We start from the raw sequence: 25,859 nt of genomic DNA on the forward strand, positions 1-25,859 counted from the left end.
TTGTCCGGCTGGTTCGCGACGAGCTCGGCGGCGCGGTCGGCGTCGTTCGCCTTGATCGCCTTCGCGAGCTCTTTGCTGAAGGTCGCGCCCGGTTCGAACGGGAAGATGTCTTTCGCGCCGGCCCGCTGGAACAGCAGGGCGGTCAGCGGACCGGTCGCCGCCCAGAGGCGCGAGAGCATGGGGCTGTTCGCCGCGGTCACGACTCGGAGGTTGAAGGCGTCGAGCGTCGCGAGGTCTTCGCGCTTGTGGGCGGCGAGGTCTTTGGCGCGCTGGCCGAGGGCGTTGACGACGAAGGTGCGGTCGGCGTCGGTGAGGTTCGGCACGCCGCGCTTCATCACGATCGACCAGAGGTCGTAGCCCGTCCGGATCGTATCGGTGAACTGCTCGAAGCTCGGGGCGACGACGCGCGTGTAGCGGTTGGCCTCGATGTCGACGAGGCCCTGTTCGGCCAGTTTGGCGATGGCTTCGCGCACGGGGGTGCGGGAGACGCCGAGCCAGCGGACGAGCTCGTCGTCGTTCAAGCGTTCGCCGAGTTCGAGGGTGCCGTCGAGGATGGCGAGGAACATCTTGTCGTAGACGACGTCGCGGAGGAGGCGGCGAGGTTCCTGGTTTTCCGGGGTGGGGCGGGGGACTGGCATCGGGGCTCCCTGGTACATCGGATCGGTGGTCGCCGGGGGACGACCGACGGTCAATCGGGCTTGACTGCTGCTGCACGGGAGCGGGTGCGGGCGGGCATGCCTCACCTTCCATGCAGTTGAATGTATCGAGTATCTCAGACTCTAGGATAACTCCGACCGGTTGTCGAGCCACCGCGCTCGTGCTCTGGGCGGAGTCAGCGACGAACGTCGATCACCGTTCGACCACGAATGCGTCCCCCGAGAATCTCCGGTCCGAGATCGATGGCCTCGGCCAGCGAGGCCTCCTCCGTCACAGAGTCGAGCAGTGCCGGATCGAGGTCGCGGGACAGTCGTTGCCAGGCGGTTCGGCGAAGCGACAGCGGAGCCTCCACCGAGTTGATGCCGACCAGCGAGACGGCCCGGAGGATGAACGGGAGCACGGTGGTCGGCAGGTCGCTACCCTGAGCGAGGCCGCAGGCGGTGACCGTCCCGCCCCATCTCGTCTGCGCGAGGACGTTCGCGAGGGTCGTGCTGCCGACGCAGTCCACAGCCCCGGCATACAGGGCGCGCTGCAAAGGTTTTCCGGGCTCGCCGAGCGACTCCCGCGGGATCACCGAAGCCGCTCCGAGACCCCGGAGGTAGTCCGTCAGCTCGGCTCGACCGGTGCACGCCACCACGCGGTAGCCGAGGCGGGCCAGGAGGGCGACCGCGATCGAGCCGACACCGCCCGTCGCCCCGGTCACCAGGATGTCGCCCGCGTCAGGCGCGACGTCGCGCTCGAGCTTCAGCACGCTGAGCATCGCGGTGAAACCGGCCGTGCCGATCGCCGCCGCACGCCGAGGAGTGAGTGCCTCGGGCAGCTCGACCAGCGACGCGGCATCGACGATTGCCCGCTCGGCCAAACCTCCGTGGCGCGTTTCGCCGATTCCCGCTCCGGTGAGGACCACCTGCTGTCCCGCGACGAAGCGCCCGTCTGCATCGCCCGCAGCGACGGTGCCGACCAGGTCGATACCGGGAATGAGCGGAAGGATCCTGGCGACCCCGCGGTCACCCCCGAGCGCCATCCCGTCTTTGTAGTTGAGGCTCGACCACGACACGTCGATCGTGACCTCGCCCGGGGCCGGTTCGCCGCCGCCCCGGAGGAAGCTGTCGTCGACCTCTTGGAGGGTCGCTGGTTCGGACTCGGAGACGACTACGGCGCGGGTCATGACTCGACGCTACGCCAGGTGCGTCGAATAACGACGGGCACATTGCCTCTCGGCAGCCCCGACCTAGCCGAAGAGGATGGCCGCCTCGTCGTACCGGTTCTGCGGCACCACCTTGAGGGTTCCGAGGGCCTCCTCGAACGAGACGTGCTCGATCTCGGTTCCGCGGAGGGCGACCATGCGCCCCCAGCGCCCCTCGGCGACCGAGTCGCTGGCGGCCATTCCGAGGCGTGTCGCGAGAACCCGGTCGTACGCCGAGGGCGTGCCGCCGCGCTGGATGTGCCCCAGGGTCGTGGCTCTCGTCTCGATGCCGGTCAGCTCTTCGATCAGCGGGGCGAGGCGCTCGCCGATGCCGCCGAGCCGCGGTCGGCCGAAGGCATCGAGGCCGCGCTCGGAGTGGGCGTCGTCTTCTTCGTCGGGAACGAACCCCTCGGCGACGACGACGAGCGGCGCCCGTCCGCGGTCGTAGGCCGAGCGGACCCACTCGGCGAGCTGCTCGACGCTGGTCTTCTGCTCCGGGATCAGGATGGCGTGCGCGCCGGCGGCCATGCCCGAGTGCAGGGCGATCCAGCCGACGTGACGGCCCATGACCTCGGCGACCATGCAGCGGCTGTGCGACTCCCCGGTCGTCCGGAGGCGATCCATCGCGTCGACGGCGATCTGGACGGCCGTGTCGAAGCCGAACGTGTAGTCGGTGGCGCCCAGATCGTTGTCGACCGTCTTGGGAACGCCGACGATCTTCAGACCGGCGTCGGTCAGCCTCTTGGCCGCCGCGAGGGTGCCCTCGCCGCCGATGGCGATCAGGGCGTCGATGCCCCGCCGCTCGAGGTTCTCGGTGATCCGCTCGACCCCGCCGTTGCCCTCGAAGGGATTCGTGCGGCTCGTGCCGAGGATCGTGCCGCCCTGCTTGGCGATGCCCTGGATCTCTTTGCGGCCGAGAGGCACGATGTCCGACTCGACGACCCCCCGCCAGCCGTCGCGGAACCCCACGAACTCCTGCCCGTGGATCTGGATCCCCTTGAGCACCGCGCCACGGATGACCGCGTTCAATCCGGGGCAGTCGCCGCCACTGGTCAGAATTCCGATTCGCATCATTGCTCTCCGTGGGTCGTCGCAGCCACCGGGTTCCGGCCGCACTCGCTCCATCATGGCCCACCGGCGTAATAGGGTCGAGGCAATGGCTCCTCCGGCAGAGAACGATCCGCGCCTCACGCGCTTCCGACGCGGTGCGCCCGGCGGCGAGACGCAGCACGTCGGTGCCCCGGGCCCGCCGCCCGTGCTGCCGGAGTTCGCCGGTCAGCTGGAGCCGGCCGCGTCGGATCCTGCGCTCCCGCCGGTCGCGCAGACGACCCCCCAGCCGCCGGCGTTCGCGCCGCCGGTGGCGCCGCCCGTCGACTGGGCTGCACCGCCAGCGCCCGACTCGTCGGTGCCCTCGCGCGAGGCGCCGTCGAGCGAGCACCTCTTCGCCGAGTTCGAGAGCGAGAAGGGTGCCGAACCGCTCTACGAGACTCCCGCGTACGACTGGATGCCGGTCGAGGTCGACCCCGGTCGGTCGACCGGAATCGCCTCGATCGCCGTCGGGATCTTCTTCGGCATCATCGGGCTCTTCATCGGGGTCCACTCGATCCGGAAATCCCGTGCCGTCGGGCTCACCGGCGGCATCGGCATCGCCGGAGTGATCGTGTCCAGCCTCAGCGTGCTGCTGTTCGGCTCGATCGTCCTGTCGTGGGTGCGCTATGAGGTCGAGCTGGCACAGCAGTGCTCGCTCGTCGGCCCGGGGCAGTATTACACGTCGTCGGGCGACCTCGTGACCTGCAGCTAGCCCTCACGCGACCGGAGGGCAACGCGGCTAGAGCGAGATGGTCTCGTTCTCGCCGACGTTCTTAGGGTGGCCGCCGGTCGCGGCCGCCTTGGCGTACTTGAAGAGGGTGATCGCCTTCGGCTCGGTGCTCGTCCACGACTCGATGGTGTGCGCCTCGACACGCAGCAGCGAGACCTGCGGGTCGTCGCGGCCCTGATCGAACCAGGCCTCGGCACCGGTGTTCCAGAGCTCGTCGATCTTCGCGGAGTCCTGTGTCAGCGACGCCGTGCCCGAGATCGACAGCCAGCCCTTCGACGTGTCGACGGCGACGTTCACCTCGGGGGTGGTCTCGATGTCGTGCACCTTGTGGCTGTCTTTGGCGACGAAGAACCAGACGTCGCCGTCGAACGGACGGTCGATGAGGGCCAGCGGGCGGCTGACGAGGTGCTTCTCGGCGTCGACGGTGGTGAGCAAGCCGATGCGCGCCTTGTCGAGCACATCGGAGACGGTCTGGAGTTCTTCAGCGGTGGCAGTCATGTGTCGGACGCTACGCCCGGGGTGCGTGCACGTCGCACAGCGGAGCCTCAGGCGAGTGCTCGTCGCAGACGACGAGCCGCACCCGGCATGACGGGTCGGAGCAGTTCTGGAGGTGCGAGGAGGGCGCGCCACAGAGAACGCAGGATCCGAGGACCTTCGCGTGGTCGCTGAACTCGACCTTCTCCCGTCCGTCGAACACGGTGAGCGCGCCCTCCCAGAGGCCGTCGTCGCCGAAGCGCTCGCCGTAGCGGACGATGCCTCCGTCGAGCTGATACACCTCGCGGAACCCGCGATCGATCAGGAGCGAGGAGAGGACTTCGCAGCGCACGCCACCGGTGCAGTAGGTGACGATCGGCTCGTCTTTGAGATGGTCGTAGCGGCCCGAGTCGATTTCGGTCACGAACTCGCGCGTGTTCTGGACGTCGGGCACGACGGCACCGCGGAATCGACCGATCCTCGCCTCGAATTCGTTGCGTCCGTCGAAGAAGGTCACGTCTTTCTCGGCGACGAGGGCGTGCAGCTCCTCCGGGCTCAGCCTCACCCCGCCTCCGACCACCCCGCCGCTGTCGACCTCGAGCTCGCCGGGAGCGCCGAAGCTGACGATCTCGTCACGGACCTTCACGCTGAGCCGAGGAAAGTCGTCGCCCTGACCCTCGCTCCACTTGACGTCGGCGTCGCGAAACGGTGCGTACTCACGCGTCTTGCGGAGGTAGCGCTTGACGTTCGGCAGATCGCCGCCCACCGTGCCGTTGATGCCCTGCCGAGAGATGACGATGCGCCCGGTCAGCCCGAGGAGCTCGCACAGGTCGCGCTGCCAAAGCCGAATCGCCGCCGGGTCGGGGAGGGGGGTGAACACGTAGAACAACAGGATCTTCGGGGTTGCCACTGCAGGAGTCTAGCCATGCCGTTCTCCCCGCCTGCAGTAGTGTGTGACATGTGTATTCTCCATCCATTCGAGCAGTTAGGGAGCCCGATGCCGATACCATCACGCCCGACAGTCGATTTTCATCGGAGACTCCGAAAAGACGAGGTCTTCGACCGTCTGTTCCAGGCGATCCTCGACGGAACACTCCAACCGGGTGAGCGAATCCGCGACGTCGAACTGCAGGAGTGGCTGGGAGTCTCGCGCACCCCGATCCGTCTGGCCATCGACCGTCTCGTCGAGATGAACCTGATCGAGAGCCGACCCAACCGCTTCACCCGGGTGAGCCCCGCGGCGCCCGGCCGGATCCCCGAGCTCCTCCAAGTGATGTGCGCCTTCTGGGAGCTCGCGACCCGCCTCACCATCGAGACCCTCGACGAGACGAGCGCTCTCGAGTGCCGCGAGCTGCTGGCCGAAGCGGCCCGGGCCTGTCGAGAGCACGACGGCTCCCGCGCCGAAGAGGCGGTCGAACACATGCGCCGCGCGATGTTCTTCTTCAGCGAGCACTCCGACAACGAGCTCCTCCGCGTTCTGGTCGTGCGGATCGGGGCCGCGCTCCGGTTCCAGATGTCACTGCAGGGCGATTCCATGGACAAGCTCCTGCTCGAGAGCGTCTTCGAACGGCTCGACGAGGCGGTCGAGGCGCGCGACTCCGCGGCGGCCGGGGAGGCGATCCGTCACGTGCAATCCACGGGTCGACGGCTCTGTGGAGTGACCGCGTGAGCCCCGTCCCCGGGGCTGCGCCCTCGGCACGCACCCGCGAGCTGCTCAGCGACGGCGCGCGGCGGAGCCTTCTCGTGGCGATCCTGAACGGCACCCTCGTGGCCGGGGAGCGCCTGCACGACGATGAGCTGATCCAGTGGCTCGGGGTCTCGCGCACACCCATCCGCACCGCCCTCGAGCGCCTCGCCGAGGTCGGGCTGGTCGAGATGGCCCCGAACCGGTTCACGCGGGTCGCCGTTCCGACGCGGTCGTCGCTGCTCGAAACGCTGCAACTGTATGCCGCCTTGCACGCGTGGGTCGCAGAGGCGGTCGTTCCCGGTCTCGGCGACGACGATCTCGCCGAGCTCCACCGGTGCTTCGGCCGGGTAACCGAGCTCGCGGCGCAACAGGGCGAGCACGCATGGTCGCGCGCCGATCTCGCCCTCGTCGACGAGGCGGTCTCGTTCTTCGCCCACCGGACGGGCAACCCCCTGTTGCTCGACCTGCTCTTCGAGATCCGCGTCCGGTTGGCGTTCTCCTTCTCGAGCCTGCGCGCCTTCGGCGACGGGGCCGAGCTGACGGCCTTGGCGGAGGCTCTGCTCGCCGCGGCCGATCGGCGCGACGGCCGCGTCGTGGCCGACGTGCTTCGCGAGCGGTTCTCCTGGCGGATCGTGCGCGTCGGTGGCAGCGGTTAACCTTCTGCCATGTCGACGATCACCGCTCCGGGGTCCGCCCCGGGCGGTGAGCCGGTTCGCGAAGTCCGCACCGTCTACGCGCCCCGCGATCCGGTTCATCTCGGCCAGACCGTGCGTTCGCTCTCTCGGGGCGCCGGCGATCCGACCTTCCGCGTGGTCGACGGCTCGGTCTGGCGCGGTGTCCGAACCCCGCTGGGCGCCGCCACGCTCCGGCTGACGGCACGCTCATCCAGCGTCGAGGCGGTTGCCTGGGGCGCGGGTGCCGACTGGGTGATCGGCGCGGTCCCCGATCTTCTCGGCCACGGCGACGACTGGTCGTCGCTCGACGTCGCGGCCAACTCGTTCCTCGCCGACGCCCGGCGACGAAACCCGGGCCTTCGACTCACTCGCACCAATCAGGTGCTGCAGATGCTCGTTCCGGCGATCCTCGAGCAGAAGGTGACGAGCCGGGAGGCCTGGGGTGCCTGGCGCTATCTCGTTCGCCGTTTCGGCGAGGCGGCGCCGGGGCCGGTCGCCACCGTGCCGGGCCCGTCGGAGCTGATGGTGCCGCCCGACGCCTCGACCTTCAAGTCGATCCCGAGCTGGGAGTGGCACCGTGCCGGGGTCGGCCCGCAACGATCGGCGACCATCATGCGGGTGTGCGCGGTCGCGCCGGGCCTCGAGCGCACTCTCGCGCTCGGCCGAGGCGGCGACGAGGTGCAGCGAAGGCTGCGGAGCGTCGTCGGCGTCGGCGTCTGGACCGCCGCCGAGACGAGCCAGCGGGCTCACGGCGACCCCGATTCGCCGAGTGTCGGCGATTACCACCTCCCGGCCCTGGTCGGTTGGGCGCTGATCGGAAAGCCGGTCGACGACGACGGCATGCTCGAGCTCCTCGAACCGTGGCGGGGCAATCGCGAGAGGGTGATGCGACTCATCGGGGTGAGCGGATTCCGCAAGCCGAGGTTCGGACCGCGCATGACGATCCAGGATCACCGCGGCCACTGAGTTCGAGCCAGCGCTCGGGGCACGGTGCTGCGAGCACCTAAGGCCGGGGGTCAGACTCCGCCCGGAGGGCTCCGAGCACCCGCTCCGAAAACGCAGACAGCCGATCGGCGTCATCGCCCAGCAGGTCGACGAAGTAGCGCTTGATCGCCTCGTTGTGGCCGCGGCTCGCCTCCAGCATCGCGCGTCTGCCGTCGGCGGTCATCTCCACCCAGGTGCCGCGGCCGTCCGAATCGCAGTCGCTTCGGCGGACGAACCCACGCCTCTCCATCCGGGTGACCTGATGGCTGACGCGACTCTTCTCCCAGCCGATCTGCTCGGCGATGTCGCGTACTCGGAGCCGGCGGTCACGGGAGCGGCCCAGGCCGACGAGCATCTCGTATTCGGGAGCCGAGACCCCGCTCTCTTCGTGCAGCTGCACTTCGAGGGCTCGATCGAGGCGGCGGCGCATCGAGTAGAAGGCGTCCCAGACGGCCCAGTCGTCTTCCGTCAATCCCTCGGCCATTCGCCCAGTGTAGGGACGGGGGTGCGGCATATCCTCGAATCATGTCCGACGTGCGCACCACTGACCTCGCCTCCGAGACCGTCGAGACCGTTCGGCGCTGGCTCGAGGCGTCGTCCGAGGTCAAGATCGACCCGTCGGCGGCTCGTCTCGCCGGCGTGCTGCGCAATCGCGAGGGCCTCGATTTCACCCTCGATTTCGTCGACCGAGTCGTGCGCCCCGAAGACCGCACCGTGGCTGCCCGCAGTCTCGAAGAGCTGAGCCACTCGATCCCGAAGTTCTTGCCCTGGCACCTCCGCGCGGCGTTCTCGGCGGGTGGCGGTCTCGCATCCGGCGCCGCCTGGCCGACCGTGCCGTTGGCCCGGCGGGCCCTTCGCAAGATGGTCGAGCACCTGATCGTCGATGCGACACCGTCGAGGCTCGGCTCCGCGCTCACGAAGCTGCGGGCCGACGGGTCGCGGCTGAACCTCAACCTCCTCGGCGAGGCCGTGCTCGGCGAGGCCGAGGCGGATCGCCGCCTCCAGGGCACCCGCGATCTCCTCGAGCGCGACGACGTCGACTACGTGTCGATCAAGGTCAGCGCCGTCGCCAGCCAGCTCTCGCTCTGGGCGTTCGAAGAGACGAGTGACCGCCTCGTCGATCGCCTCCGGCCGCTCTACGAGCTCGCCGTGGCGTCACCCACGCCGAAGTTCATCAACCTCGACATGGAGGAGTACCACGACCTCGATCTCACCATCGATGTCTTCACCAGGATCCTCGACAGCCCCGAGATGCTCGGCCTCGAGGCCGGTATCGTGCTCCAGGCCTACCTGCCCGATGCCCTCGCCTCTCTCCAGCTGCTGACCGACTGGTCGCGCAGTCGGGTCTCGCGCGGCGGTGCCCCGATCAAGGTCAGGATCGTCAAGGGGGCGAACCTCGCGATGGAGCGGGTCGACGCCGCGGTGCACGGCTGGCCGCTGGCGACCTGGTCGTCGAAGGTCGAGACCGACACCAACTACAAGCGCCTGCTCAACTGGGCGCTGACGTTCGACAACGCGGCCGTCGTCAAGATCGGCGTCGCGGGGCACAACCTCTTCGACGTCGCCTACGCCTGGAACCTCGCCAAAGCGCGCATGGTGACGAACCGCGTCGACTTCGAGATGCTGCTCGGCATGACGACGGCTCAGGCCGCGGCCGTCCGAGCCGACGTGGGGGAGCTCCTGCTCTACACGCCCGTCGTCCACCCGCGCGAGTTCGACTCCGCCATCAGCTACCTGGTGCGGCGCCTCGAAGAGAGCGCATCACCCGACAACTTCCTCTCGGGGGCCTTCGACCTGGCGACCGACCAGGAGGTCTTCGACCGGGAGAAATCGCGCTTCCTCGCCTCGCTCGAGGCGCTCGACGACCGGGTGCCCCGGCCGAACCGTCGTCAAGACCGCTCGCGGCGTCTCGCCTCCGAGACGGCTCCGGCGGCGCTGACGACCGGCGGATTCTCGAACAGCAGCGACACCGACGCCTCGCTCGAGGCCAATCGCACTTGGGCCCGACGCCTCCTCCGTCGCGCCGGCACCTCCGAGCTCGGAGTCGAGACGATCGACGAATCCTGGATCGACGACGCCAGCGCCCTCGAAGAGATCATTGCGCGCGTGGCCGAGGCCGGGGTGAAGTGGGGCCGCGAAGACGGGTCGACGCGCGCCGAGCTGCTCGACCTGGCCGGAATGGCCCTGGCGGCCCACCGTGCCGAGTTGATCGAGGTCATGGCGAGCGAGACCGGCAAGACGATGGCGGAGGGCGACCCCGAAGTCACCGAGGCGATCGACTTCGCCCACTACTACGCCGAGCTGGCTCGCGAACTCGATCTCGTCGACGGCGCGGTCGCCGTCCCGCCGCGGGTCACCGTGGTCGCCCCGCCCTGGAACTTTCCGGTCTCGATCCCGGTGGGCGGGATCCTCGCTGCCCTCGCGGCCGGGAGCGGGGTGATCCTGAAGCCAGCACCCCAGGCTCATCGCTCCGCGGCCGTCGTCGCCGAGATCCTCTGGAAGGCGGGCGTGCCCCGTTCTCTGCTCGCAATCGTCGACCTCGACGAGGAGGCCCTCGGTCGCGATCTCATCGCCCACCCCGCCGTCGACCGGGTTCTCCTCACCGGCTCCTTCGAGACCGCCGCCACCTTCCGCTCCTGGCGGGCCGATCTACCGGTCAACGCCGAGACCAGCGGGAAGAACGCGATCGTGGTCACCCCGACGGCCGACCTCGACCTCGCCGTGGCCGACATCGTCTCGAGCGCCTTCGGGCACGCGGGCCAGAAGTGCTCCGCGGCCTCTTTGGTGATCCTCGTCGGCACCGTGGGCGAGAGCGCCCGCTTCCGGCGTCAGCTGATCGATGCCGTCGAGAGCATCCGGGTCGGCTACCCCGACGTGGCGACGACCAGGATGGGCCCGCTGATCGACCCGCCGGAGGGCAAGCTCGCACGAGGCCTCGGCGTGCTGTCGGCAGGCGAATCCTGGATCCTTGCCCCGAAATCCCTCGACGAGACCGGCGTGCTCTGGAGCCCCGGCATCCGCGAGGGGGTCCGGCCGGGCAGCGAGTTCCACCTCACCGAATACTTCGGCCCCGTGATCGGCATCATGCGCGCTGAGACGCTCGAGCAGGCCATCGAGTGGCAGAACGCGGTCGAGTACGGCCTCACCGCCGGTCTGCAGTCGCTCGACCCCGACGAGATCGCGATCTGGTCGAGCCGCGTGCAGGCCGGCAACCTGTACGTCAATCGCGGCACGACCGGGGCCGTCGTTCGCCGGCAGCCCTTCGGCGGCTGGAAGCGCTCGTCGGTCGGCACCGGGGCGAAAGCCGGTGGGCCGAACCACGTGGCCGCCCTCACCGACTGGAAGCGCGTCGCGCGCGAGCCGGCCACGTCGATCAGCCTCGACGGGGTTCCGGGCGTCGGAGTCGAGATCATCGAGGCCACCCGCTCGGTGCTCTCGTTCGAAGAGTTCGACTTCGTCCGCTCCGCCGCGGCCTCCGACCTCCGGGCCTGGCGTGAGCGCTTCGCCGTCTCGAGCGACGTCTCCGCCCTCGGCGTCGAGCGCAACGTGCTGAGGTACCTGCCGGTGCCGGTCATCGTGCGGCTGTCGACGGGTGCTCGAATGGCCGACCTCGTCCGCGTCGTCATCGCCGCGGCGGTCTCGGGTTCGGCCCTCACCATCAGTACGGCCCAGCCCCTGCCGTCGACGCTCGTGCAGCTGCTGCGATCCAACTCGACGCCGGTGCGGGTCGACGACATCACCGTCGAGAACGAGGGGCTCTGGCTCGCGCGAGCCGCGGCGGGCCTCCTCCAGGGCGCACCCGACGAACCCGTCGACGACGACCTCGCCCTGATCGAGCGGGCCACCCGAGACTCTGGTCTGATCCAGCTCGGCATGCAGAACACCGTCTCGCTCGACCGAGCGGCACTTCTGGCCCGAGACCCGTCGTCGAGGCTCGACGGCCCGGGCCCATCGACGTACCGCGGAGTCCGCATCCGCCTCATCGGGGGCGACGCGTCGGCGCTGGCGCGAGCGGTCGAGGGCAGCCTCGATGTCGCGATCTACGCCGGCGAGGTGACCGAAGCGGGGCGGGTCGAGCTGCTGCCGTTCCTCCGGGAGCAGGCGATCTCGCTGACGGCGCACCGGTTCGGCAATCCGGTGCCGGCTTTGGAGCGACTGCGCTTCTAGGCAGTGCCGACTAGGCGGGCTGCCGGTTGATCAGTTTCGACAGCACGATGGCGCTTCGCGTGTGATCGACGTTCGGCGCGTTCCGCACCCGCTCGAGCGCGCCCTCCAGCGACGGAATGTCGCGCGACCGCATGTGCACGATCGCGTCGGCGCTGCCCGTCACCGTTCCGGCATCGACGACCTCGGGAACAGTGCTCAGGATCCGCTGCAACTCTGCAGGAGACACCGTTCCTCGGCAGAACAACTCGACATAGGCCTCCGTCGCCAAACCGTCGACGGCCGGGTCGACCTGAACGGTGAACCCGCGAATCACCCCGTCGCCGACCATGCGATCCACCCGCCGCTTGACAGCTGAGGCACTGAGGCCGACCACCGCGCCGATGTCGCCGTAGCCGGCGCGGGCGTTCTGACGGAGCAGGTCGATGATGCTGAAGTCGAGATTGTCCACGCCGCGACTGTACCGGTCCTTTATTGCGTGAGCCGGGGGATCCTGCAGGATAGTTGCGTCTAACGCTTCCAGCATGCGCGATTGACGTGTGACACTGGCAAGCGTGAGCATCGACACCGATTCCCAGCAGACCACCGTCCCGACGCGCGTCGCGTCCCACCGAACCATCCTGATGTGCCGACCGGACTTCTTCACCGTGAGCTACCGCATCAACCCGTGGATGCACCCGGAAGACCCGACCGACACCTCGAAGGCCGTCGCCCAGTGGCAGACGCTCTATGACACCTACGTCGGCCTCGGCTTCGACGTCGAGCTGATCGACCCGATCGACGGCCTGCCCGACATGGTCTACTCGGCCAACGGCGGCTTCGTGCTCGACGGCAAGGCCTACGGCGCCAGCTTCACCTACCCCGAGCGCCAGCCCGAGGGCCCCGCCTACATGGAGTGGTTCGGCGCCAACGGCTACGACGTCAAAGCGCCCGAGCAGATCAACGAGGGCGAGGGCGACTTCCTCCTCGTCGGCGACGTGATCCTCGCCGGCACCGGCTTCCGCAGCGACTCGACGTCGCACGAAGAACTGGCCGCCATCTTCGGTCGACCCGTCATCACGCTGAAGCTCATCAACCCGAGCTTCTACCACCTCGACACGGCGATCGCCGTGCTCGACCCCGAGCCGGTCGACGGCCACAACAACATCGCCTACCTCGAGAGCGCCTTCGACGAGCCCTCGCTGGCCATTCTGCGAGAGCGCTACCCCGACGCGATCCTCGTCAGCGAAGAAGACGCCGCGATCCTCGGCCTCAACTCGTACAGCGACGGCTACAACGTCGTGATCGCCGCCCGCGCCAAGGGCTTCGAGAAGCAGCTGCGCGAGCGCGGCTACAACCCCATCGGCGTCGACCTCTCCGAGCTGCTGCTCGGCGGCGGCGGCGTGAAGTGCTGCACGCTCGAGTTGCGGCGATGACGACGTCGACCGGAGCGGCTTCGGCCGGATCCTCTGCCCTCCCGTCGTCGGGCTCGTCGTCCGCCGCCATCGAGGTCGAGGAGCGCACGCTCGCCCACAACTACCACCCGCTGCCCGTCGTGGTCGCCTCGGGTGACGGCGCCTGGGTGACCGACGTCGAGGGTAATCGCTACCTCGACTGCCTCGCGGCGTACTCGGCCGTCAACTTCGGGCACGGCAACCCGCGGCTGATCGAGGCCGCCCGGGCGCAGCTCGACCGCGTGACGCTCACGAGCCGGGCGTTCCACAACGACCAGCTGGGGCCGTTCGCCGCCGAGCTCGGCACCCTTCTCGGCAAAGAGATGGTCTTGCCGATGAACACCGGCGCCGAGGCCGTCGAGTCCGCGATCAAGATCGCTCGGGCCTGGGGCTACCGGGTCAAGGGCGTGGCAGACGGTCGCGCGAAGATCATCGTGATGGACGGCAACTTCCACGGCCGCACGACGACGATCATCAGCTTCTCGGGCGACCCGGAGGCCCGTGCCGACTTCGGCCCGTACACCCCCGGGTTCGTCTCGGTGCCGTACGGCGACGTCGACGCGCTCGCCGCAGCCATCGACGACGACACCGTCGCCGTGCTGCTGGAGCCGATCCAGGGCGAGGCCGGAGTAGTTATCCCGCCGGCGGAGTACCTGCCGGCGGTGCGCGAGCTCACCTCGGCTCGCAACGTGCTCATGATCGCCGACGAGATCCAGTCGGGGCTCGGCCGCACCGGCACGACCGTCAGCTCCGACCTGAGCGGCGTCGTGCCCGACCTGTACCTGCTCGGCAAGGCGCTCGGCGGCGGGATCGTTCCGGTCAGCGCCGTCGTCGGCGACGCCGCGGTGGTCGGCGTGATCCGGCCCGGCGAACACGGGTCGACGTTCGGAGGCAACCCGTTGGCCGCTGCGGTGGGCCGCGAGGTCGTCGCGATGCTCTCGACGGGGGAGTTCCAGGAGCGGGCGTCGGTGCTCGGGGCGCGGCTGCGAGAGTCGCTCGACGGCCTCCTCGGCCGCGGAGTGGTCGCCATTCGCACGGCGGGACTCTGGGCGGGTATCGACATCGACCCCGCAATCGGCACGGGGCGCGAGGTCTGCGAAGGGCTCATGCGTCGCGGCGTGCTGGCCAAAGACACGCACGGGTCGACGATCCGCCTCGCGCCGCCGCTGGTGGTGACGGGCGAGGAGCTCGACTGGGCAGTGGAGCAGCTCGCGGGCGTCTTGGACGAGCTGCGCTGAGGCTTGCGGTGCCGCCTGCTGCGGTGCCGCGTGCTGCGGTGCCGCGTGCCGCGCTGCCGAGTGCCGCCAAATGCCTCTTCGCCGCGGGCGTGAGCGGCATTTGGCGGCACTCAGGAGGCAACCTGGGCTGGCCGGCGCCAGCTGGCGCCGGCAGGTAGGCGGGGGCGGGAGGCCGGCCGTACCCAGCCTCCCGCCTGCTCGGCGAACCCTCACGCCGGCATCTGAAGTATACATGCCTGAGGCATAAATGCCCTGCCGCTGATTCGGCACCGCGTTTCGGCGAAAACACCGTCGAAAGGCGGTGACATTGCCGGAAAGTGGTGGGCGGGGCAGCGGTTAACCGAAAAACCGCCCTCAGGGGGCGGCTTTTCTGTGCTTCTGCGAGTCGTGATGACTAGCACGTGGCTGGACGCGGCATCGATCCGCGGACCTTTCGATTTTCAGTCGAACGCTCTACCAACTGAGCTACCCAGCCTTGGCGACCCTGACCGGACTTGAACCGGCGACCTCCGCCGTGACAGGGCGGCGCGCTAACCAACTGCGCTACAGGGCCAAACGATGTTGCTGATGAATCTGTGTTTGTTGCGGTGCTGCGACTTGCTCCAGCGTTGTCTTCGATACTACTGCCTTGTGACCCCAACGGGATTCGAACCCGTGCTGCCGCCGTGAAAGGGCGGTGTCCTAGGCCACTAAACGATGGGGCCGTGAAGGCTTGAAGGCATTCCAGCAACCGAGGGACAAGCATACGGATCGAGACCGGAAATGCAAAATCGTGAGGATCCGGGTCTGCCGCGCCGTCGGATCCTGGGCCCCTCGTCTCCCCAGTTGGGGGGACGTCCGATTTGTCCACAGATGCGCCACTCCGACCGGGTGCACCCCCGGCAACCCGTGCCAGCATTAGCTTCATGCAGTAATCGAGGCTTTCCGACGGGGAGCCCGGTCGGTTGCTGTGCCGCTCCGAGGGTCGTTTCGTCCCTTGGGCGGCAGACCCTGCGTTGCTACTGTTGCTCGTGTTGACGGTGTGACTGGCGGGTTCCGACCTCACCGTGACGACGATTCGGGAACAATGACTCTCTACTTCCGCTCCTCTCGCACCGCTCGCCCCACAGGGCCGCGTCGGAGTCGATCGCGCGCGCGAGGCCCCGTGGCCATGCTCGCGGTGGGCGCCCTTCTCGCCGCCGGTGCCGTGCTGGGCACTCCCCTCGAGGCGAGTGCGTCGACGAAGTACCCCTCGTGGCACGACGTGCAGGTGGCCGTGCAGAACCAGGCGGTGAAGAACCGCGAGGTGAAGTCGATCCGGGCGCTTCTCGTCTCGCTCGACGCCGATGTGAAGGCCAAGCAGGCCGTCCAGGCTGAGAAGGGTGACGAGCTCCAGAAGGCTCAGCTCGCCTACGACAACCAGGAAGACATCCGATCCAAGCTCCAGGCGAAGGCCGACTCGGCCGATCGGGTCGCGAAGTCGAGTGAGACGCGAGCTGGTCAGCTGGCGGCACAGCTCGGGCGATCCGGCTCGAACGACATCTCGTCCGACCTCATCGCGAACCCCGGCAAGGCCAGCAACCTGCTCTACAAGCTCGGGGCCATGAGCAAGCTCACCGAGCAGGCCAACGGCATCTACTCGCAGGCCGTCCAAGACCGCAACACGGCGCAGGGTCTCACCGATCAGGCGACAGTCGCGACGAAGGCCCTCGGCGATCTCAAGGCGAAGGCCGACGCCGCCCTGGAGACGGCTCAGGCGGCCACCGAAGAGGCGCAGGCGGCTGTCGACGAGCAGTCGGCCAACGCCTCTCGCCTCGAGGCGCAGCTCGCGTCGATCAAGGCCGATCGAGTGCTCACGCAGACCAAGTACAACAAGGGCGAGAAGATCCGCAAGGCGAAGATCGCTGCGGCTCAGGCGAGGGCGGCGGCCGCGGCAGCCAAGGCCAGCGGTGCCACCGGCGTCGCCAACGCTCAGGGCTGGACTCGCCCCGCCGGCGGCTACATCACCAGCGGCTTCGGCTACCGCCTCGACCCGGCGATCGGCGTCTACCAGCTGCACGCCGGCACCGACCTCGGCGCCTCGTGCGGGTCGAACATCTATGCCGCCCACGCCGGCACGGTCATCTACGCGGGCCCCTACGGCGGCTACGGCAACTTCGTGCTGCTCGACAACGGCGACGGCATCAACACCGGCTACGGCCACATCGTCGACGGAGGCATCCACGTCTCGGTCGGTCAGACCGTGACGGCCGGGCAGATCATCGCGCAGGTCGGTTCGACCGGGTGGTCGACCGGATGCCACCTCCACTTCGAGACCCGCGTCAACACGGTGGCGCAAGACGCCGTCCCCTTCATGGCCGCACGAGGAGTGACTCTGTAATGAGACCCCGCACACCCAGATCGATCGCTCTGTGACGCCCCCGCGTCGCACACTGGGTGTGCTCCTCGTTCTCGCCGTCTGCACGGGCGTCGTCACCTCCACCGCCCTCGGAGTGGCCACTCCGGCACAGGCCTCGCCGTACCCGTCGTGGTCAGAGGTGCAGGCCGCCAAGGGCCACGAGGCCAAGGCTGCCAAAGCGGTCGCCGAGCTCGACGGTGCCATCACCACGCTGCAGCAGCGATCGTCCTCGGCGAACGACAGCGCTCTCGGAGCGGGTGAGCGGTACCAGATCGCCTCGCTGGCCGAGCAGAAGGCCGCACAGACCCTCGCCGGGCTGAAGAAGCAGCAGAAGGCCGCGGCCTCCACCGCCACGAAGTCACAGCAGCAGGTCGGGCAGCTCGTCGCCGAGCTCTCTCACGCGGGCGGTGGCCAGCTCACCGTCACCATGCTCACCGAGTCCGACAGGGCCGGCGACCTGCTCTACCAGCTCGGCGCGATGACCAGCCTCACCTCGCGCACGAGCGGCCTCCTCAAGCAGGCGAAACAAGACGAAAACGTCGCGGCGTCGCTCAGCGATCAGGCCGGTGCCGCCGAGAAGGCTCTGGCCGACCGGAAGGCCGCGGCTTCGGCAGCGCTCGAGCGGGCCAACTCCCTGGCCTCGACGGCGGCTGCGGCTGTCGCCACGCAAGAGAAGAATCAAGACCAGCTGATCGAGCAGGTGGCCTTCCTCAAGGGCACCACCGCGGCCGTTCAGAAGAAGTACTACGCGGGCAAGGCCGCGGGCACCATCGCGGATGCGAGCCCGGCCGGGACCGCAACGGGCAGCAGCACGGGGTCGGGGTCGGGCTCGGCAGGGTCGGGCTCAGGCTCAGCGGGATCGAGCGCGGGCGGCAGTGGATCGGCGGGGTCGGGCGCCGGATCCTCGGGTTCGGGTTCGGGTTCGGGCTCTGGTTCGGGTTCAGGTTCGGGCTCGGGGTCTGGTTCTTCAGGCTCGGGTTCGTCGTCGGGCAGCACGGGCGGGAGCACCACGCCGACGAAGAAGCCCGCGCCGGCGCCGAGCAAACCGGCGCCCGCGCCCGCCCCAGCCCCGGCCCCGGCACCCAAGCCCACCCCGCCGGCGTCGACCGGAACGCCCGCGGCCGTCACGACGGCGATGGCATTCGCCAAGGCCCAGCTCGGCAAGACGTACGTGTGGGGCGGCGCCGGCCCCGACGTCTGGGACTGCTCCGGCCTGATGATGGGCTCGTACAACGCCGCCGGCGTCTACATCGGCGGGCACTCCGTGCGCTGGCAGTACGACTACCTCAACGGCCAGGGCCGACTCGTGTCGATCGGGTCGATGAAGGCCGGCGACATCCTCTTCTACTACAACGGCACCGACGGCATGTACCACGACGCCATGTACATCGGCGGCGGTCAGATGCTCGAAGCACCGAACCCCAGCGCGAAGGTGCGGATCGTGGCGGTGCGCTACTTCCAGCTCTCGTACGTGGGTCGCCCCGTCGGCTGAGCCGCACCCCCCCCTCGCCGCGCCCAGCATGGCAAAACCCGCACGCCCGGCATAAACACCAGCCCTAGGGCAGGTGTCGACGCCGATCGTGCGGGTTCAGGCCGATCTGAGGGGTCTAGTGACCCGAGCCGGCGCCCTCTTCCTCGTACTTCTTGAAACCGGCCTCGACGATGGCCTCGGCCTCAGCGGCATCGCCCCAGCCGTCGGCCTTGACCCACTTGTTGGGCTCGAGGTCTTTGTAGCGCTCGAAGAAGTGCGCGATCTCGGCGCGCGTCTGCTCCGGCACGTCGTCGATGTCTTGGATGTGCGCCCAGCGCGGGTCTTTCGCGGGCACGACGAGCACCTTCGCGTCCGAGCCGGCCTCGTCGCTCATGTTGAACACGCCGACGGGACGCACCGAGACACCGACGCCCGGGAACACGGGGTACTCGAGCAGCACGAGTGCGTCGACGGGGTCGCCGTCGAGGCCGAGCGTGTTCTCGAAGTAGCCGTAGTCGGTCGGGTAGACGAACGCGGTGAAGAGCACGCGGTCGAGGTAGACACGCCCGGTCTCGTGGTCTACCTCGTACTTGTTGCGGGATCCTTTGGGGATTTCGACGACGACGTCATACGCGGTCATGGCTACTCCTAGATAAGTGGGGAAGGCGATGGCACGCCTGCAATAACGTTACAAGGTGCCGTCCCGACCTCGCCTGACTCCCGCTATCGCCGATGTCCGCCGTGCCGTCCGTGAGGCGCTCGCCGAGATCGCCTCCGGCCCCAGATCCGAACCGAAGGATCCGTCGGCCGCGCCCGCAACAACCGGCGCCTCGGCCGATGTGCTCGTCGCTCTCAGCGGCGGCCCCGATTCGCTCGCCCTCGCGGCCGCTACGGCGTTCGAGGCGCCGCGCGTCGGCTCCACGTCGAAGGAGCGCGGCGCCGGCGGCGGCCTTTCGACCCTTGACGGAGGTCTGCGCGCGGGTGCGGTCGTGATCGACCACGGCCTCCAGGCCGGTTCCGCCGAGGTGGCCGCCGCGGCCGCAGCTCAGGCGGAAGCGCTCGGGCTGTCACCCGTGATCGTGCGGCCCGTGGTCGTCGGTACCGATGGCGGGCCCGAGGCCGCGGCGCGTACGGCGCGGTACGCGGCGCTCGCCGAGGTCGCGCGGGAGACGGGCTCGCGTGCAGTGCTGCTCGGCCACACGCTCGACGATCAGGCCGAGACGGTGCTGCTCGGGCTGGCTCGAGGATCGGGGCCGCTGAGCCTCCAGGGCATGGAGCCTCGCGCCGGACTGTATGCGCGCCCGCTGCTCGGTCTGCGACGCGAGTCGACCGAGGCCTTCTGCGCGGATTCGGGGCTGACCCCGTGGATCGACCCGCACAACTCGGATCCTGCGTTCTCGCGCGTGCGCATTCGCACCACCGTGCTGCCGTTGCTGGAGCGGGAACTGGGGCCGGGTGTGGCCGAGGCTCTGACCCGGACGGCCGATCAGCTCCGCGAAGACAGTGCGGCACTCGACCACATGGCCGAGGAGCAGGCGGAAGACCTGGCCGACCATGCCGAGGCGGGTATCTCGCTGAGCGTCTCGGGGCTGAGGGCGAACCCGGCGGCGCTGCGGCAGCGACTGATCCGGCTCGCCGTCTCGAGCGAGTTCGACGTGACCCTGAGTCGGGCCCAGACCCTCGAGGTGGCACGCCTGGTCACCGACTGGCACGGCCAGGGTCCCGTCTCGCTGCCGGGCATTACAGTGGTGAGAAGCGGTGGAGTCCTGCATTTCGAGGCCGCCGCGGACCGCCAGAACCACCCCTGACACGAAAGCACCGTTCCTCATGGAGACCAGCGACATCGAGGGCGACCTCACCTCGATCCTCTACACGGAGGAGCAGATCCTCGCGAAGATCGCCGAGGTGGCGCGCCAGGTCGAGCACGACTACCAGGGGCGCGACCCGCTGCTCGTCGGCGTGCTGAAGGGCGCGGTCATGGTCATGGCCGACTTCGCTCGCGAACTGCGTATTCCGGCGACGATGGACTGGATGGCCGTCTCGTCGTACGGCTCGGGCACGAAGTCGTCGGGCGTGGTGCGCATCCTGAAAGACCTCGACGCCGACCTGCACGGGCGCGACGTCATCATCGTCGAAGACATCATCGACTCCGGGCTCACGCTGTCGTGGCTGCTCGCCAACCTCCGCGGTCGCGGGGCGGCGAGCGTCGAGATCTTCGCGCTGCTCCGCAAGCCGGAAGCCGCCAAGGTCGAGGTCGACGTGAAGTACGCGGGCTTCGAGATTCCGAACGAGTTCGTGGTCGGCTACGGCCTCGACTTCGACGAGCGATACCGGAACCTCCGGGCGATCGGCATCCTGGCTCCCCACGTCTACAGCTGATTCTTTTGGCGCGACGCGGGTCGCGGCAGCGGACCTCGTGCGAGCCTCGGTCGTCCGCTGCCGCGACCCGTGCCGCGCGGACCGCTCACTGGCATCGCGCATTAGGCCTACGGCGAACACCCATCCGATGGCAAGGAACGGCGAGGTAGCCTACAACTCACGTTCTTTCCTGCAGAAAGGTGTCGGGCGCCCCCCGGATCTCTATGGACTTCAAGCGCTTACTTCGCGGCCCCTGGCTGTATGTCATCATCGCCCTGGTTGGCATCGGCATCGGCTGGAGCGTCATCAACGCCGGCGGCACCACCAAGATCACCACCCAGGAGGGTCTCGCCGACCTGTCCGGTGGCAAGGTCGCCTCGGCCCAGATCTACAGCAACGAGCAACGCGTCGACCTGACGCTCAACGACAAGTCGACGGCGCAGTTCTACTACGCGACCGACCGCGGTTCCGAAGTGGTCCAGGCCGTCTCCGACGCCAAATACTCCGGCTCGAGCGACAACAAGGGGTACGACGACGTCGTCTCCCAGTCGAACCCGCTCCTGTCTCTGCTCGGCATCCTCCTGCCGTTCCTGCTGATCGGCGTGATCTTCTGGTTCCTCCTGTCGAGCATGCAGGGCGGCGGAAGCAAGGTCATGCAGTTCGGCAAGTCGCGCGCGAAGCTCAACAACAAGGAGACCCCGCAGGTCACCTTCGGTGACGTGGCGGGCGCCGACGAGGCGATCGAGGAGCTCGAAGAGATCAAGGACTTCCTCAAGGAGCCCGCCAAGTTCCAGGCCGTCGGCGCGCGGATCCCGAAGGGCGTCCTGCTCTACGGCCCTCCCGGCACCGGCAAGACCCTTCTCGCTCGCGCCGTCGCAGGCGAGGCCGGCGTGCCGTTCTTCTCGATCTCGGGTTCCGACTTCGTCGAGATGTTCGTCGGTGTCGGCGCCAGCCGCGTCCGCGACCTGTTCGAGCAGGCGAAGCAGAACAGCCCGGCCATCATCTTCATCGACGAGATCGACGCCGTCGGTCGCCACCGCGGCGCCGGTATCGGCGGCGGTAACGACGAGCGCGAGCAGACCCTCAACCAGCTCCTGGTCGAGATGGACGGCTTCGACGTCAAGACCAACGTGATCCTGATCGCCGCGACGAACCGCCCCGACGTGCTCGACCCCGCGCTCCTGCGCCCGGGCCGCTTCGACCGTCAGATCGGTGTCGACGCACCCGGACTCCAGGGCCGCAGGCAGATCCTCGAGGTTCACGGCAAGGGCAAGCCGCTCTCGGCCAGCGTCAACCTCGAGGTGCTCGCTCGCAAGACGCCGGGCTTCACCGGTGCCGACCTCGCGAACGTGCTGAACGAGGCCGCGCTGCTCACGGCTCGCAGCAACGCGCAGCTGATCGACAACCGCGCCCTCGACGAGGCCGTCGACCGAGTCATGGCCGGCCCGCAGCGACGGAGCCGCGTCATGAAAGACAGCGAGAAGCTCATCACGGCGTACCACGAGGGTGGTCACGCTCTGGCAGCCGCCGCGATGCGCCACACCGACCCGGTGACGAAGATTACGATTCTTCCCCGCGGCCGTGCCCTCGGTTACACGATGGTGCTCCCGCTCGAAGACAAGTACAGCGTCACGCGCAACGAGCTGCTCGACCAGCTCGCCTACGCCATGGGCGGTCGCGTCGCCGAAGAGATCGTCTTCCACGACCCGACCACGGGTGCGTCGAACGACATCGAGAAAGCCACTTCGACGGCTCGCAAGATGGTCACCGAGTACGGCATGAGCGCGAAGGTCGGCTCGGTGAAGCTGGGCAACGGCTCCGGCGAAATGATGATGGGCCGCGACGGCAGCGACCGCGACTACTCGGAGAAGATCGCCGAGACGGTCGACACCGAGGTGCGACTCCTGCTCGAGCAGGCGCACGACGAGGCCTGGGCCGTCATCAACGACAACCGCGACATCCTGGACCGCCTCGCTGCGCTGCTTCTCGAGAAGGAGACGCTCGACCACGACGAGCTCGCCGACATCTTCAAAGACGTCAAGAAGCTCCCGGAGCGCCCCGAGTGGCTCTCGAGCTCGAAGCGTCCGTCGTCGAACCTGCCGGCGATCCAGATCCCGTCGCGCATCCCGGTCGACGCCGGAGCCGTCGACGGCGGCGTCGATTCCGAGCCCGAGTCCAAGCCCTCGCTTCGCAAGCGCCCGCCCCGCACGACCCCCGGCATCGCTCCCGCCTAGGCCGTGACCGAGCCCACCCCCGACGAGACGATTCGGGGAGCGCATCGCGCTCCCACGAGTGACCTCGACCCCACCGCAGCCACGTCGCCCGACCTCCACCCCGAGATCGAGCAGACGTGGCTGCGGCCGCGTGGTGCGAAGCGGTACCCCGGCGCCACCTGGCCTCAGAGCGACACTCGTCGATCGGACCGCCCCGCAAGCCCGGCGCCCGAGGCATCGCCGCCCCCGGCGCCCCGCCCGAGCGGCCGGCGTGCCAACCCCGTGGTCGCCCCCGAGGCGGTGGCCGCCGAAAAGCTGGCCGCCGACCGGGCGACGGTCGCTGCTCAGGGCGAAGCCCTGCGCCGCGTGGCCCGCGGCCGCCGCGAGGCCGACGCCGTCAAGCCCCCGGCGACGATCGAGGGGGCGGTTCAGCAGAGCGTTCCCGACGATCGGGCGGCGACCCCGAGCCGCCGACTGATCGCGGGCGGCCTGTTCGTCGAACCCCTCGCTCTGCCGGGCGTCGAGCCGAGTCGCGCCCCGCAGGTCTCGCCGGTGGGCGACCACCAGGATCCTGCGCTCCCGCCTGCCACCCCCTCGCCGACGGCGGCGGCTGATGACGTCGCGACCCGCGCCATCGCCGTCGTCCGTCGCGCCGGCCCCGTGGCCGCGCCCACCGTCGCTGATGCCCCTCCGGCACGCACGCTCGTGATGGGCATCCTCAACGTGACGCTCGACTCGTTCAGCGACGGCGGCCGATACGCCCGATACGACGACGCGATCGCGCACGCCCGCTCGCTGGTGGCCGACGGTGCCGACATCATCGACGTGGGCGGCGAGTCGACCAGGCCCGGGGCAGCTCGCGTAGAGGTGCACGAAGAGCAACGGCGTGTGATCCCCGTCATCCGCGAGCTCGCCGCGCTCGGATTCCGCATCAGCATCGACACGATGAACGCCGCGACCGCCTTCGCCGCCGTCGAGGCCGGTGCCGACATCGTCAACGACGTCTCGGGCGGCCTCGCCGACCCGAACATGGCCCAGGTCGTGGTCGACACCGACGCGACGTACATCGCCATGCACTGGCGCGGCCACAGCGACACCATGAACTCCCGCGCGGTCTACGGCGACGCGGTCGCCGAGGTCAAGGCGGAGCTGTTCCAGCGGGTCGCCGAGCTCGTCGTGCAGGGCGTTGACCCGGATCGCCTCGTGATCGACCCGGGGCTCGGCTTCGCAAAGCGCGCCGAGCACAACTGGCAGCTCCTCGGGCATCTCGCCGAGCTCTCCGAGATCGGACTGCCGGTTCTGGTCGCGGCCTCGCGCAAACGATTCCTGGGGGCACTTCTTCCCGAAGAGGCGGGCGTCGGCGAACGCGACCCCGCCACCGCCGTCATCTCGGCGCTCAGCGCTCAGGCCGGCGCCTGGGGCGTGCGAGTGCACGATGTCGCAACCACCCGCGCCGCACTCGACGTGTGGGACGCCTGGCAGAAAGGCTCTCGTGCCTGACCGACTCACCCTCACCGGTGTCCGAGCGACCGGGCACCACGGCGTCTTCGACTTCGAGCGGGCCGACGGCCAGGAGTTCGTCGTCGACGTCGTCGTCGAGATCGACGCGACGGCCGCCTCGTCGGGAGACGCTCTCGACCAGACCGTGCACTACGGAATCCTTGCCGAGCAGATCGTGCACGACATCGAGCACGAGCCGGTCGACCTGATCGAGACGCTCGCCGAGCGCATCGCGGCAACCGTCCTGTCTCACCGCGCCGCCCTGCGCACCACGGTGACCGTGCACAAGCCGGGAGCGCCGATCACGGTGCCGTTCACCGACGTCTCGATCATGATCGAGCGGAGCCGCGCGTGAGGCCCTCGTCGAAGGCGGTGGTCGCTCTCGGGTCGAACCTCGGCGACCGCGACGCCACGTTGCGCCGTGCCGTGAGCGCGTTACGAGCCACCCCCGAAGTCGAGGTCGTGGCCGCCTCCGTTCCCATCGAGAGCGTCGCCCTCACCGTCGACGGACTCGACGAGAGCAAACCGGCCTACCTCAATGGCGCCGTACTGCTCGCGACGACGCTCGAGCCCGTGGCGCTCCTCGACCAGCTGAACCGCATCGAGAACGACGAGGGCCGGCTCCGCGTCGAACGCTGGGGAGACCGCACCCTCGACCTCGACCTCATCGCCTACGACGACGTCGTGCTCGACACCGAGCGGCTCACACTGCCGCACCCCCGAGCCGCCGAACGCTCGTTCGTGCTCGAGCCCTGGCTGCAGGTCGACCCCGAAGCGGCGATCCCAGGATCCGGCCCGATCGCCCCCCTCCTCGCGCAGCTCTCCGACCCGGTGTCTCGCGTTGCCGGGGCCGCTCGCCTCGACGCCGACCTCGCCGACCACCACACCGGAGCCACCCCATGAAGCGCACGAGCCCTTCCACCGTCGTCGCCTTCCTTGTGGTCGCCCTCGCGGCAGGCTTCGTCTTCAATGCCGTTCTCGCCTCGACGCAGCGCCCGGTGGCGGTTCCGTCGATCACGCTCGGCCTCGTGCTGCTGGCGATCGCGGCCATCGTCATCTCGCTGGCCGTGCCGGTCTTCCGCGTGGCTCGGGGCCGCACGAAAGAGCGCATCGATGCCTACTACGCGACCCGGGTCGTGCTCATCGCCAAGGCGTCGAGCCTCTCGGGCGCGCTGTTCGGCGGCTTCGTCGGCGGCATGCTGATCTACATGCTGACCCGCGGCGTCAGTGTTCCCGCGAGTTCGCTCGTGCCGACCGTCATCGGCGTCGTCGGGGGAGTGGTGCTGCTCGTAGCCGGACTCGTCGCCGAGCACATGTGCTCGATCCCGCCCGAGGACGGCGACTCCGACAAGGGGCAGCCGCAGCAGGCGCGGTTCTAGTGGTTTGCCCCTGACTTCAGGATCGGCTGGGGCGTGCTGGGGTGGCGGCACTCCTGACTTCAGGAGAGCTCCGGTTGGCGGCCTGATTTCAGGAGGCCAGGGAGACCGTGATCCTGAAGTCAGGACGAGTTTTGCCGCCATGGCCTGAGTTAGCCACCGGCGCGCCTGAGTTCAGGATTGGCGGGGAGAGACTGGTGACGGAGGCGTCCGGTAGCCTGCGACAGTAAACGGCAGCCCGCCCGATA

24 protein-coding genes and 3 tRNA genes are annotated in these 25,859 nt (G+C 69.0%); 16 read left to right on the top strand and 11 right to left on the bottom strand.

Annotated elements, in window-relative coordinates; genetic code table 11:
* From ASF54_RS16925 to ASF54_RS14055, 3 genes are all read right to left on the bottom strand, one after another.
* Positions 1 to 638 (bottom strand): GntR family transcriptional regulator (locus ASF54_RS16925; protein ID WP_235481091.1); only part of this gene is annotated, 638 nt, incomplete at its 3' end.
* Between the two features lie 194 nt (positions 639 to 832).
* On the bottom strand, positions 833 to 1,825 hold the full coding sequence (locus tag ASF54_RS14050) for an MDR family oxidoreductase (RefSeq protein WP_055964428.1): 993 nt from the start codon (positions 1,823 to 1,825) through the stop codon (positions 833 to 835).
* Between the two features lie 63 nt (positions 1,826 to 1,888).
* A complete protein-coding gene (locus ASF54_RS14055) occupies positions 1,889 to 2,914 on the bottom strand; it encodes a 6-phosphofructokinase (RefSeq protein WP_055965393.1) in 1,026 nt (341 codons plus the stop codon).
* A gap of 85 nt (positions 2,915 to 2,999) precedes the next feature.
* Between ASF54_RS14055 and ASF54_RS14060 the strand changes: the two genes are divergently transcribed.
* Positions 3,000 to 3,644 carry a DUF4190 domain-containing protein gene (locus ASF54_RS14060; protein ID WP_055964431.1) on the top strand — a complete coding sequence of 215 codons (645 nt, stop codon included), beginning with the start codon at positions 3,000 to 3,002 and terminating at the stop codon, positions 3,642 to 3,644.
* Between the two features lie 27 nt (positions 3,645 to 3,671).
* Here the strand turns inward: ASF54_RS14060 and ASF54_RS14065 are convergent, their stop codons facing one another.
* Positions 3,672 to 4,160 (bottom strand): pyridoxamine 5'-phosphate oxidase family protein, encoded by a 489-nt coding sequence (locus ASF54_RS14065; RefSeq protein WP_055964433.1) that lies wholly within the window; start codon positions 4,158 to 4,160, stop codon positions 3,672 to 3,674.
* Between the two features lie 10 nt (positions 4,161 to 4,170).
* Positions 4,171 to 5,046, bottom strand: coding sequence for an oxygen-dependent tRNA uridine(34) hydroxylase TrhO (gene trhO, locus ASF54_RS14070; protein WP_055964436.1), 876 nt, complete (start codon positions 5,044 to 5,046; stop codon positions 4,171 to 4,173).
* 87 nt (positions 5,047 to 5,133) lie between these two features.
* Between trhO and ASF54_RS14075 the strand changes: the two genes are divergently transcribed.
* The 3 genes from ASF54_RS14075 to ASF54_RS14085 are packed head-to-tail and all read left to right on the top strand — an operon-like array spanning position 5,134 to position 7,463.
* Positions 5,134 to 5,805, top strand: coding sequence for a GntR family transcriptional regulator (locus tag ASF54_RS14075; protein ID WP_055964439.1), 672 nt, complete (start codon positions 5,134 to 5,136; stop codon positions 5,803 to 5,805).
* Positions 5,802 to 6,479: a GntR family transcriptional regulator gene (locus ASF54_RS16530; RefSeq protein WP_055964442.1), complete on the top strand. Its 678-nt coding sequence runs from the start codon at positions 5,802 to 5,804 to the stop codon at positions 6,477 to 6,479. Before ASF54_RS14075 ends, ASF54_RS16530 begins: the two co-directional genes overlap by 4 nt.
* A gap of 9 nt (positions 6,480 to 6,488) precedes the next feature.
* Positions 6,489 to 7,463: a DNA-3-methyladenine glycosylase family protein gene (locus tag ASF54_RS14085; RefSeq protein WP_055964445.1), complete on the top strand. Its 975-nt coding sequence runs from the start codon at positions 6,489 to 6,491 to the stop codon at positions 7,461 to 7,463.
* A gap of 37 nt (positions 7,464 to 7,500) precedes the next feature.
* Here ASF54_RS14085 and ASF54_RS14090 read toward each other — a convergent pair whose 3' ends face one another.
* Positions 7,501 to 7,965, bottom strand: coding sequence for a MarR family winged helix-turn-helix transcriptional regulator (locus ASF54_RS14090; protein WP_055964448.1), 465 nt, complete (start codon positions 7,963 to 7,965; stop codon positions 7,501 to 7,503).
* A 41-nt stretch (positions 7,966 to 8,006) separates the two neighbouring features.
* On the opposite strand from ASF54_RS14090, the gene ASF54_RS14095 reads away from it, so the two are divergent.
* Positions 8,007 to 11,648, top strand: coding sequence for a proline dehydrogenase family protein (locus ASF54_RS14095; protein WP_055964451.1), 3,642 nt, complete (start codon positions 8,007 to 8,009; stop codon positions 11,646 to 11,648).
* Between the two features lie 10 nt (positions 11,649 to 11,658).
* On the opposite strand, the gene ASF54_RS14100 is transcribed toward ASF54_RS14095, so the two are convergent.
* The gene (locus ASF54_RS14100) at positions 11,659 to 12,096 is read right to left on the bottom strand and encodes an Lrp/AsnC family transcriptional regulator (protein ID WP_055964454.1); all 438 of its coding nucleotides are present in this window, start codon (positions 12,094 to 12,096) and stop codon (positions 11,659 to 11,661) included.
* A 172-nt stretch (positions 12,097 to 12,268) separates the two neighbouring features.
* Between ASF54_RS14100 and ddaH the strand changes: the two genes are divergently transcribed.
* Together ddaH and rocD are read left to right on the top strand one after the other, a co-directional pair.
* Positions 12,269 to 13,060, top strand: coding sequence for a dimethylargininase (gene ddaH / locus ASF54_RS14105; RefSeq protein ID WP_084816360.1), 792 nt, complete (start codon positions 12,269 to 12,271; stop codon positions 13,058 to 13,060).
* A complete protein-coding gene (gene rocD / locus ASF54_RS14110; protein WP_055964457.1) occupies positions 13,057 to 14,316 on the top strand; it encodes an ornithine--oxo-acid transaminase in 1,260 nt (419 codons plus the stop codon). Before ddaH ends, rocD begins: the two co-directional genes overlap by 4 nt.
* Before the next feature lie 402 nt (positions 14,317 to 14,718).
* On the opposite strand, the gene ASF54_RS14115 is transcribed toward rocD, so the two are convergent.
* From ASF54_RS14115 to ASF54_RS14125, 3 genes are all read right to left on the bottom strand, one after another.
* Positions 14,719 to 14,791, bottom strand: a tRNA-Phe gene (locus ASF54_RS14115).
* Between the two features lies 1 nt (position 14,792).
* Positions 14,793 to 14,869, bottom strand: a tRNA-Asp gene (locus ASF54_RS14120).
* A gap of 78 nt (positions 14,870 to 14,947) precedes the next feature.
* Positions 14,948 to 15,020, bottom strand: a tRNA-Glu gene (locus tag ASF54_RS14125).
* 362 nt (positions 15,021 to 15,382) lie between these two features.
* Here ASF54_RS14125 and ASF54_RS14130 point away from each other — a divergent pair.
* Together ASF54_RS14130 and ASF54_RS16535 are read left to right on the top strand one after the other, a co-directional pair.
* Entirely contained in the window at positions 15,383 to 16,675 is a 1,293-nt protein-coding gene (locus ASF54_RS14130) for a M23 family metallopeptidase (RefSeq protein ID WP_084816309.1), read from the top strand.
* A 31-nt stretch (positions 16,676 to 16,706) separates the two neighbouring features.
* The gene (locus ASF54_RS16535) at positions 16,707 to 18,185 is read left to right on the top strand and encodes a C40 family peptidase (protein ID WP_162237142.1); all 1,479 of its coding nucleotides are present in this window, start codon (positions 16,707 to 16,709) and stop codon (positions 18,183 to 18,185) included.
* Positions 18,186 to 18,300: 115 nt separating this feature from the next.
* On the opposite strand, the gene ASF54_RS14140 is transcribed toward ASF54_RS16535, so the two are convergent.
* On the bottom strand, positions 18,301 to 18,804 hold the full coding sequence (locus ASF54_RS14140) for an inorganic diphosphatase (protein ID WP_055964466.1): 504 nt from the start codon (positions 18,802 to 18,804) through the stop codon (positions 18,301 to 18,303).
* A gap of 55 nt (positions 18,805 to 18,859) precedes the next feature.
* Between ASF54_RS14140 and tilS the strand changes: the two genes are divergently transcribed.
* From tilS to ASF54_RS14175, 7 genes are all read left to right on the top strand, one after another.
* Positions 18,860 to 19,972, top strand: a complete 1,113-nt coding sequence (tilS, locus tag ASF54_RS14145; RefSeq protein WP_055964469.1) for a tRNA lysidine(34) synthetase TilS — start codon at positions 18,860 to 18,862, stop codon at positions 19,970 to 19,972.
* Positions 19,973 to 19,991: 19 nt separating this feature from the next.
* Positions 19,992 to 20,543 (top strand): hypoxanthine phosphoribosyltransferase, encoded by a 552-nt coding sequence (gene hpt, locus ASF54_RS14150; protein WP_055964472.1) that lies wholly within the window; start codon positions 19,992 to 19,994, stop codon positions 20,541 to 20,543.
* Between the two features lie 203 nt (positions 20,544 to 20,746).
* Positions 20,747 to 22,756: an ATP-dependent zinc metalloprotease FtsH gene (gene ftsH / locus ASF54_RS14155; protein WP_055964474.1), complete on the top strand. Its 2,010-nt coding sequence runs from the start codon at positions 20,747 to 20,749 to the stop codon at positions 22,754 to 22,756.
* Positions 22,757 to 23,443: 687 nt separating this feature from the next.
* Entirely contained in the window at positions 23,444 to 24,235 is a 792-nt protein-coding gene (folP, locus tag ASF54_RS14160) for a dihydropteroate synthase (RefSeq protein WP_055965398.1), read from the top strand.
* Entirely contained in the window at positions 24,228 to 24,590 is a 363-nt protein-coding gene (gene folB, locus ASF54_RS14165; RefSeq protein WP_235481093.1) for a dihydroneopterin aldolase, read from the top strand. Before folP ends, folB begins: the two co-directional genes overlap by 8 nt.
* A complete protein-coding gene (gene folK / locus ASF54_RS14170) occupies positions 24,587 to 25,138 on the top strand; it encodes a 2-amino-4-hydroxy-6-hydroxymethyldihydropteridine diphosphokinase (RefSeq protein WP_055964480.1) in 552 nt (183 codons plus the stop codon). Before folB ends, folK begins: the two co-directional genes overlap by 4 nt.
* Positions 25,135 to 25,614 (top strand): DUF3180 domain-containing protein, encoded by a 480-nt coding sequence (locus ASF54_RS14175; protein ID WP_055964484.1) that lies wholly within the window; start codon positions 25,135 to 25,137, stop codon positions 25,612 to 25,614. The genes folK and ASF54_RS14175 overlap by 4 nt, the downstream gene beginning before the upstream one ends.
* Positions 25,615 to 25,859: the final 245 nt, after the last annotated feature.

It is taken from the genome of Frondihabitans sp. Leaf304, from assembly GCF_001423105.1.
In the GTDB taxonomy this organism is placed as follows: Bacteria; Actinomycetota; Actinomycetes; order Actinomycetales; family Microbacteriaceae; genus Frondihabitans.